Genomic DNA, 1,089 nt, shown 5'->3' on the forward strand with positions numbered 1-1,089 from the left:
GTTAATACCCATTAGGAAAGACATCACTCGCAGAAGAAGCACCGGCTAACTCCGTGCCAGCAGCCGCGGTAATACGGAGGGTGCGAGCGTTAATCGGAATTACTGGGCGTAAAGCGCGCGTAGGCGGTCTGATAAGCCGGTTGTGAAAGCCCCGGGCTCAACCTGGGAACGGCATCCGGAACTGTCAAGCTAGAGTGCAGGAGAGGAAGGTAGAATTCCCGGTGTAGCGGTGAAATGCGTAGAGATCGGGAGGAATACCAGTGGCGAAGGCGGCCTTCTGGACTGACACTGACGCTGAGGTGCGAAAGCGTGGGTAGCAAACAGGATTAGATACCCTGGTAGTCCACGCCGTAAACGATGTCGACCAGCCGTTGGGTGCCTAGCGCACTTTGTGGCGAAGTTAACGCGATAAGTCGACCGCCTGGGGAGTACGGCCGCAAGGTTAAAACTCAAATGAATTGACGGGGGCCCGCACAAGCGGTGGAGCATGTGGTTTAATTCGATGCAACGCGAAGAACCTTACCTACTCTTGACATCCTGCGAACTTTTCAGAGATGACTTGGTGCCTTCGGGAACGCTGAGACAGGTGCTGCATGGCTGTCGTCAGCTCGTGTTGTGAAATGTTGGGTTAAGTCCCGCAACGAGCGCAACCCTTATCCTTTGTTGCCAGCGGTCCGGCCGGGAACTCAAAGGAGACTGCCAGTGATAAACTGGAGGAAGGTGGGGATGACGTCAAGTCATCATGGCCCTTACGACCAGGGCTACACACGTGCTACAATGGCGCATACAAAGAGAAGCGACCTCGCGAGAGCAAGCGGACCTCATAAAGTGCGTCGTAGTCCGGATTGGAGTCTGCAACTCGACTCCATGAAGTCGGAATCGCTAGTAATCGTGGATCAGAATGCCACGGTGAATACGTTCCCGGGCCTTGTACACACCGCCCGTCACACCATGGGAGTGGACTGCACCAGAAGTGGTTAGCCTAACTTCGGAGGGCGATCACCACGGTGTGGTTCATGACTGGGGTGAAGTCGTAACAAGGTAGCCGTAGGGGAACCTGCGGCTGGATCACCTCCTTATCGACGACGT

At 55.4% G+C, this 1,089-nt stretch carries 1 rRNA gene; it reads left to right on the forward strand.

The features are described 5' to 3' along the window. Positions 1-1,079: ribosomal RNA gene (locus DS839_RS35785) — 16S ribosomal RNA — on the forward strand; the annotation flags it as partial. Positions 1,080-1,089: the final 10 nt, after the last annotated feature.

It is taken from the genome of Taklimakanibacter deserti (genome assembly GCA_003574785.1).